Source organism: Bradyrhizobium sp. P5_C11_2, from assembly GCF_054049755.1.
Genome location: NZ_JBFULT010000366.1, coordinates 1 through 7,633, shown reverse-complemented (window position 1 = coordinate 7,633; position 7,633 = coordinate 1). Strand labels below are relative to the sequence as shown.

The 7,633-nt window shown below is 66.8% G+C and carries 5 protein-coding genes; 2 read left to right on the top strand and 3 right to left on the bottom strand.

Features of this window, described 5'->3' with window-relative positions:
* A partial coding sequence (locus tag ACXJL8_RS27690) for an NAD(P)/FAD-dependent oxidoreductase (RefSeq protein ID WP_456685937.1) occupies positions 1-989 on the bottom strand: 989 nt, incomplete at its 3' end.
* A gap of 182 nt (positions 990-1,171) precedes the next feature.
* On the opposite strand from ACXJL8_RS27690, the gene ACXJL8_RS27685 reads away from it, so the two are divergent.
* Positions 1,172-1,639: an acyl-CoA thioesterase gene (locus tag ACXJL8_RS27685; protein ID WP_456622091.1), complete on the top strand. Its 468-nt coding sequence runs from the start codon at positions 1,172-1,174 to the stop codon at positions 1,637-1,639.
* A 26-nt stretch (positions 1,640-1,665) separates the two neighbouring features.
* Here ACXJL8_RS27685 and ACXJL8_RS27680 read toward each other — a convergent pair whose 3' ends face one another.
* Positions 1,666-1,986: a 2Fe-2S iron-sulfur cluster-binding protein gene (locus ACXJL8_RS27680; RefSeq protein WP_018642875.1), complete on the bottom strand. Its 321-nt coding sequence runs from the start codon at positions 1,984-1,986 to the stop codon at positions 1,666-1,668.
* A gap of 112 nt (positions 1,987-2,098) precedes the next feature.
* Positions 2,099-2,443: an Hpt domain-containing protein gene (locus ACXJL8_RS27675; protein ID WP_456622092.1), complete on the bottom strand. Its 345-nt coding sequence runs from the start codon at positions 2,441-2,443 to the stop codon at positions 2,099-2,101.
* Positions 2,444-2,871: 428 nt separating this feature from the next.
* On the opposite strand from ACXJL8_RS27675, the gene ACXJL8_RS27670 reads away from it, so the two are divergent.
* On the top strand, positions 2,872-7,633 hold a 4,762-nt coding region (locus ACXJL8_RS27670; protein WP_456685936.1), incomplete at its 3' end, for an apolipoprotein A-IV repeat region-like domain-containing protein.

The window sequence follows — 7,633 nt, the reverse complement described above, 5'->3', positions numbered from 1 at the left end:
GTCGTGTACTGGAACACGAGCCGCTTCTCCGGATAGACGTAGCGATGTGCTTTTTGCGACATCAGCGCGCCCTCGTGGAAGCCGCACAGGATCAGCTTGAGCTTGCCGGGATAGGTGTTGATGTCGCCGATCGCGAAGATGCCTGATACGTTGGTCTCGAACGCCGACGTCTCGACCGGCACTAGATTGTTCTCCAGCGCAATGCCCCAGTTCGCGACCGGACCGAGCTTCATGGTCAGCCCGAAGAACGGCAGCAGGGTGTCGCAGGCGATCTCGGTGATGCTGTTGTCGTTGCCCTTGAGGGTGGCGCCGGTGAGCTTGCCGTCGCTCCCCGCCAGCGCGGTGACCTGGCCGATCCTGAGATCCATCTTGCCGGCTGCGACGAGCGCGCGCATCTGCTCGACGCTGTGAGGCGCTGCGCGAAACTCGTCGCGCCGGTGCAGCAGCGTGATGCGCCTGGCGAGCGGATGCAGATTCAGCGTCCAGTCCAGCGCGGAATCGCCGCCGCCGACGATCAGCACGCTCTTGTCGCGAAAYTGTTCCATCTTGCGCACGGCGTAATGCACCGAGGTGCCTTCATACGCCTCGATCCCCGGCACCGGCGGACGCTTGGGCTGGAACGAGCCGCCGCCGGCCGCGATCACCAGCACCTTGCATTCGAACACCGTGCCGGCATCGGTGGTGCAGCGAAATGCGGGATCGCCGATCTTCTCCACCGTCTCGACCATCTCGCCGAGATGGAAGGTCGGATGGAACGGCTTGATCTGCTCCATCAGCGCATCGGTGAGCCCCTGCCCCGAAACATGCGGAATGCCGGGAATGTCGTAGATCGGCTTTTCCGGATAGAGCTCGGCGCACTGGCCGCCGATCTTGTCGAGGATGTCGACGAAATGTGCCTTCATGTCGAGAAGGCCAAGCTCGAAGGCGGCGAACAGACCGCAGGGGCCGGCGCCAATAATCAGCACATCGGTTTTGATCGCGTCGCTCATGTCGTCTCTTTATCGGTCGGTGTCGGTTGGACGGCGCCCGGCGGGCAGAGGGGACCCTGCCTGTCTAGCCAACGGGAATGGATCAGGGAAGGCATAAAAGCGGGAGCGCCCCGCAGCCGCCCCCACTTGCCGGGTCAAAATAACTGGGCTGTAACCGGGAAGGATATGACGGAGATCAACCGGTGAACGCACCAAGCCGCCTCGATACGACGCCGCGCCTGGAGGACTACCCCTATCGCCTCGACGACAACGTCCGCTTCGGCGATCTCGATCCCAACCAGCACGTCAACAACGCGGTCTACGCCACCTATTTCGAGACCGGCCGCGTCACGCTGATGAAGAGCCCGCAATACGGGCTGACGCCGCCGGGCCTCGCCTGGATCATGGTGCGGCTCGACATCCATTTTCGCGCCGAGCTGCACTGGCCCAATACGATCGCGCTCGGCCTCGGCGTCGTGAAGCTCGGACGAACCTCGGTGACCTTCGAGCAGGTGGTGTTTTCGGAAGGAAAATGCATCGCGTCGGCGACGTCGGTCGGCGTCATGCTCGACGAGGCGACCCGGCGGCCGGCGCCGCTCACGGCGGAGATCATCGAGAAGCTCAGACCCTGGCACAAGCGCGGGATCGAGGTCGCGCCGCCCGCCGCCTAGAACAGCCGCGTGCCTAGGCTTGGCGTTTAGGCCTGACGTTCCGGCGTCGCCACCACGAGACCGTCGAGATCGTCGCTCACCTTGATCTGGCAGGACAGGCGCGAATTCGGGCGCACGTCGAAGCCGAAATCGAGCATGTCCTCTTCCATCGGCGTCGGGCTGCCGACCTTCTCGCGCCAGGCTTCGTCGACATAGACATGGCAGGTTGCGCAGGCGCAGGCGCCGCCGCATTCGGCCTCGATGCCGGGAATGCTGTTGCGGATGGCGGCTTCCATCACGGTCGCGCCGTTCTCGATTTCCACCGTGCGGGTTTCGCCCTTGTGGTCGACAAAGTGAATTTTGGCCATGTGTGCTCGTGCTGCCGCGATCTTGGAATAAAGGAGGGTCTGGGCTGTCCTATAACGGGTCGATAAGGGCCGCGCTAGTGCGCAGGCCGCCCGCGGCCTGCGGGTTGCCGGCCTAGTGCTTCAGGATCGCCTCGATAACGGCGCGGACCTCGGCCACCGCCTCCTTCAGCGCGGCGAAGGCGCCCGGCCGGTTGTGGCCGGTCCGGATCGCGGTCTCGAGGCTGGCGGCGGCATCCGCCACCGCAAAGGCGCCAATACCGCGCGCCGAACCCTTGAGCTTGTGTGCGAGCGCACCGGCCTCGGCCGGCAGCGCCGCCATCGCTGCAAGCAGCCGGACCGCCTGCTCGGCGAACATCGCGAGCACTTCCTGTTCGAGCTCGGCGTCCCCGAGCGTCATGCGCGCGAGATGATCGAGGTCGAGCGGGGTGTCGATGGGCGCAAGCGGGGGCGAGGGCATCCATTGCATCCGTTGCAGATCAGGCGTCATGGCGCAGGCCCCGGCATCGCGCGATGCTCCGCCGGTCCGGCGGCAAGGTTCCGCGCTACCCAAGCACGGAAATGGTTAACGAAATGTTCCAGCCGTTTTACGTAATTCTGCCGGTTTATTGCCGAAAAGTTGCCGCAATCGGCCGGGTTCGGTGGAGAATTCCATGTGTTGCTAAGACGTTACGGCGCGATCCTGTTAACGATGATTAAGATTGTCTTAATCGCAGGCATTTCATTCGCGACGCTCTGCCAATAGGATGTTGCGGAAATTGGCGGACAAGCCGTCCGGGTGGGGACGGCTCGGAGATCCGCGCAAGCGGCATGATCCGGTCTGTGGGCTTGCGTAGCGCGCAGGGCTCGCGGGGGGACGCGTACAAGTAACGAGGGCTCGGACTGAACATGGCGAACACTCCGAAAAAGGTCAAAGACCCGACAGAAGTTGCGCTTTCTGCGATCCAGGAAGCCCTGAACATCAGCGACACCGCCGCGGATACCAGTCGCAACGCGTCGATGCGCAACGAGACGGCGCCCTCGGTCGCGCCGCCGGCGCCTCCCTTGTTCGACGACGAACCGTCCTTCGAGCCGCGTCCCGCCGCCAACGAGCGGGCGGTGTTCGATCCGATCGAGGAGCCCCGGACCTCGCGCCGCGCCGCCAATGACGACCGCGAGACCATCGGCCAGCTGCTCCAGGCGCTTCAGAAGGGCCGCCCTGCCCGCAGCGTCTACACCTTCGCCACCATCTTCGCCGGCATCTGGCTCGCAGCCTGCGCCGCGCTGTCCGTCGGCTTCCTGCCCTCGATCCAGGCCGCCATGGGCCAGAGCGGCGGCGTGCTCGTCATCGCCGGTCTGGTCGCGATGTTCTTCGCGCCCATCATGCTGTTCTACTTCCTGGCGAGCCTGGTCTGGCGCGGCCAGGAAATGCGCATGATCGCGCAGGCCATGGCGCAGGTCGCAATCCGCTTCTCCGAGCCGGAAGGCTCGGCCTCCGATTCCATGGTCACCGTCGGCCAGGCCATCCGCCGCGAGGTCGCGGCGATGGGCGACGGCATCGAGCGCGCGATCGCGCGCGCCGGCGAGCTCGAGACGCTGGTCGCCAACGAGGTTGCGGCGCTGGAACGCGCCTATTCCGACAATGAAGTGCGCATCCGCGCCCTGCTTCAGGACATCGCGCATCAGCGCGACAATCTGGTCGGCCAGGCCGAGCAGGTCCGCAGCGCCATCTCCGGCGTGCAGATCGACCTGCGCCACGACATCGCGCTGATCTCGGATGCGATCGCCTCGCGCGTCGACGAGGTCGCCAAGAGCATCACCGGCGCTCTCGAAGAGCGCGGCGCCCACATCACGGGCGCGCTGAGCAACGCCGGCGACAACATGATCCTCGCGCTCGGCGAGCGCGGCGGCGACCTGCTCGACCGCCTCGAGGAAGCCAGCAACGAGACCACGCGCGCCGTGCTCGACGCCAGCGAGCGGCTGACCACCAGCCTCAACTTCAAGACCGGCCACGTCCACGACGAGTTCGTCGATCTCGCCGACCGCGTCCACGAGATGCTGAACGAGCGCATCGACCGCATCACTGGCGAGTTCGAGCAGCGCTCCGCCGCGATCGTCGACGGCATCTCCGAGCGCACCGAGCAGGTGCACGACAGCCTGAAGAACTCGTCGGACTCGCTGCTGCTCGAGCTCGAGCTGCGCTCCAACGACCTCTCCGCCAAGATCGACGACGCCGGCAACCGGCTCGCCGGCCATATCATGACCTCCGGAGACAAGGCGAGCGAAGCGCTCGACGCCACCGTCAACACTCTGGTCGCCAAGGTCGTCAGCCAGACCGAGACCGCGCACGACTCGCTGTCGCTCCAGATGAGTGCGTTCGACGAGCTGGTGAAGAACCAGGGCTCCGAGCTGGTCGAGAAGTTCGCCCGCGATTCCGGCACGCTGGGCGCGCTGATCACCCGCCACATCTCCGAGTTCGACCGCACCGTGAAGACCTTCGGCGGCGAGATCGTCGAGCGCATGGGCCAGCGCACGCAGGACATCGCCGAGACGCTGAAGACCTATGTCGACAATTTCGACACCCGCTTCACCTCGCACGGCGGCCAGATCACCGGCGCGCTCGACCAGCGCCTGGTGCAGTTCGAGACCACGATCGGCGAACGCGTCACCAACCTCGACGCCTCGCTGAACGGCAAGATCGCCAGCCTGGACGGCACGATCGAAGGCCACATCAAGACCTTCGACGAGCAGCTCGTCGGCCGCGTCGCCGCGCTCGAACAGTCGTTCGACACCCGCGCGCAGTCCGTGACCGACACCATCGACGGACGCCTCAACACGCTCGCCACCACGCTGACCGACGGTGCCGCCCAGGCGATCCAGTCGGTCGACTCCCGCCTCACCCACCTGACGAATTCGCTGACCGACGGCGCATCGCAGACGATCCAGTCGATCGACACGCGTCTGACGCATCTCACGAACACGCTCACCGGCGGCGCGGCGCAGGCGCTCGAGTCCATCGACACCCGCCTCACCTACCTGACCACCGCGGTGACGAACGGCGCCTCGCAGGCCGTGCAGTCGATCGACACGCGCCTCACGCTCCTGACCTCGACGCTCACGGACGGCACCGCGCAGGCGATCGAGGCGGTCGACCGCCGCATCACCGGCGTCACCGAGATCATCGACGGCCGCAGCATGCATCTGACCGACACGGTCACGGCGCGCTTCCAGGACATCCACCAGGCCATCGAGACCAAGGTGGGCTCGGTCGCCAACGACATCGACGTGCGCGTGGCGCAATTCGAAGACCTGCTCGGCTCGCGTGTCGAGGCCGTCGCCGGCCGCATCGAGAGCAGCGGACGCCAGGCCAGCGAAGACATGATGTCCCGCGCCGAAATGATCTCCACTGCGATCCGCTCGCATGTCGAGGACGCCGAGCGTTCGCTCACCAACCTGGTCGTCAACACCAGCGAGACGATCCAGACCGGCGCGCGCACCGCCCAGCAGTCGCTGATGACGGTCTCCTCCGACGTCAACGCCCAGCTCAAGATGACCTCGGCCGAGGTCGAGAGCGCGCTCACCGCGGTGGGCACCGGCGCGGCCAACTCGATCCTGACCAGCGCCCGTGAGGCGCAGTCGACCCTGGTCGCCGCATCCGGCGATGCGTCCAACCAGATCAAGGGCCTCGCGGCCGACGTCGAACGCACGCTGTCGGCGGCAGGCTCGGCGACCGCGGCCTCGATCCTGGCCGGCGCTCGCGAGGTGCAGACCACGCTCGTCACCGCCTCTTCGGACGCGGCCAACCATGTCAAGACGCTCACCGCCGACGTGCAGCGCTCGCTGTCGATGGCCGGCTCCGCCACGGCCGAGTCGATCACCGCCGGCGCCCGCGATGCGCAGGGCACGCTGATCGCGGCCTCGACCGAGACCGCCAACCAGATCAAGGCGCTGTCCTCGGACGTGCAGCGCTCGCTCTCGATGGCAGGCACCTCGACGGCCGAGACCATCATGACCGGCGCCCGCGAGGCCCAGAGCACCCTGGTCACGGCGTCTTCGGACGCGGCAAGCCAGGTCAAGTCGCTCGCGGCCGAGGTGCACCGCTCGCTCTCGCAGGCCGGCCAGATGACCGCCGAGACGATCACGACCAGCGCCCGCGACGCCCAGAGCACCCTGCTCGCGGTCTCGGCCGAACAGACCGGTCAGGTCCGCTCGCTGGCGGCCGAGATGCAGCGCGCGCTGGCGACCGCCGGCGGCGCCACCATCGAGGCGCTCACCAGCGGCGTGCGCGAGGCCCAGGGCACGCTGATCTCCGCCTCGACCGATGCGGCGAGCCAGATCAAGTCGCTGACCACGGACATCGAGCGCACGCTGACCGCGGTCGGCGCCGATACCGCCTCGACCATCCTCAACAGCGCACGCGAGGCGCAGACCTCGCTGACCTCGACCTCGGCGGACGCCGCGAGCCAGATCCGCACGATCTCGACCGAGATCGAGCGCGCGCTCGGCACGGCGACCGCGAACGCCACCAACGACATCCAGACCAGCGCGCTCAACGCCCAGAACGCGCTGATCAACGCCTCCAACGAGGCGAGCTCGCGGGTCAAGTCGAGCTCGGCCGACGTCGAGCGCTCGGTGCTCGCCGCCAGCAGCAGCTTCGGCCAGGCCATGACCGGCAAGACCGACGAGATCGTCACCTACGTGCAGCAGCAGTCCGACCGTCTCTCGAACATGATCGACTCCAAGCGCGGCGCGCTGGTCGATGCGATCGGCTCGAAGACCAGCCAGCTCACGCTCGACATCGATCGCGTCACCTCCGACGCGCTGAAGTCGATCGAGACCCGCGGCCAGGCGTTCTCGCAGACGATGATGGGCAACGGCTCCGAAGTGGCCCGCACCATCAACTCGGCGAGCGAGATCGCCACCAGCGCGGTCAACAAATCGCTCAAGGACCTCGAACAGGCCTCGCGCTCGGCGATCGACCAGTCGCGCCAGGTCTCGATCGCGGCCGTCACCGAGATGCAGGAGACCAGCAAGATCCTGCGCACCGACACGGTGGCCCTGTTCGAGCGCCTGCGCGAAGGCAACATCCTGCTCCAGGAGGTGCTGACCGGTGCGCACGACAACCTCAACTCGCTTGAGCGGGCGCTGGTGACGCGCGTCGCCGACTTCGTCTCGGCAATGAACGACGTCACCTCGCGCAACGGGGCTGCGACGCAGAACCTCGAGGACCAGCTCAACGTCTTCAACAGCAAGACCACGAAGGCGCTGCAGGATCTCGGCGAGCTGTCGACCCAGTTCGACGCGCACGGCAAGGCGCTCGTCGAGGCCGCCCAGGTCGTGGAGCAGAGCAACAAGAACACCACCGCTTCGCTCGCCGAACGCAAGCAGGCGCTGGAGTCGCTCGTCACCACGATCGACCTGCGCACGACCGATCTCGACCAGCGGCTGTCGCGCTTCACCGGCCTGCTCGATGAATCGCTGGCCGCCGCCGAAGAGCGCGCCCGCGACATCGCCCGCGTCGTCGCGGAGACCGCCGGCGCCGGCTCGGCCGCGATCACCCGCCAGTTCGAGGCGGTGCGCGYGGCGTCCGAGGAGGAGCACCGGCAGACCGTCGAGTCCATGCACGACATCTACCGCCAGACCACGGACGAGGCGGATGCGATGTTCAAGC

Excerpts from the sequence above, each read along its gene's own strand:
- ACXJL8_RS27675 (WP_456622092.1), bottom strand. The coding sequence starts at position 2,443 with ATGCCCTCGCCCCCGCTTGCGCCCATCGACACCCCGCTCGACCTCGAT.
- ACXJL8_RS27680 (WP_018642875.1), bottom strand. The coding sequence starts at position 1,986 with ATGGCCAAAATTCACTTTGTCGACCACAAGGGCGAAACCCGCACGGTG.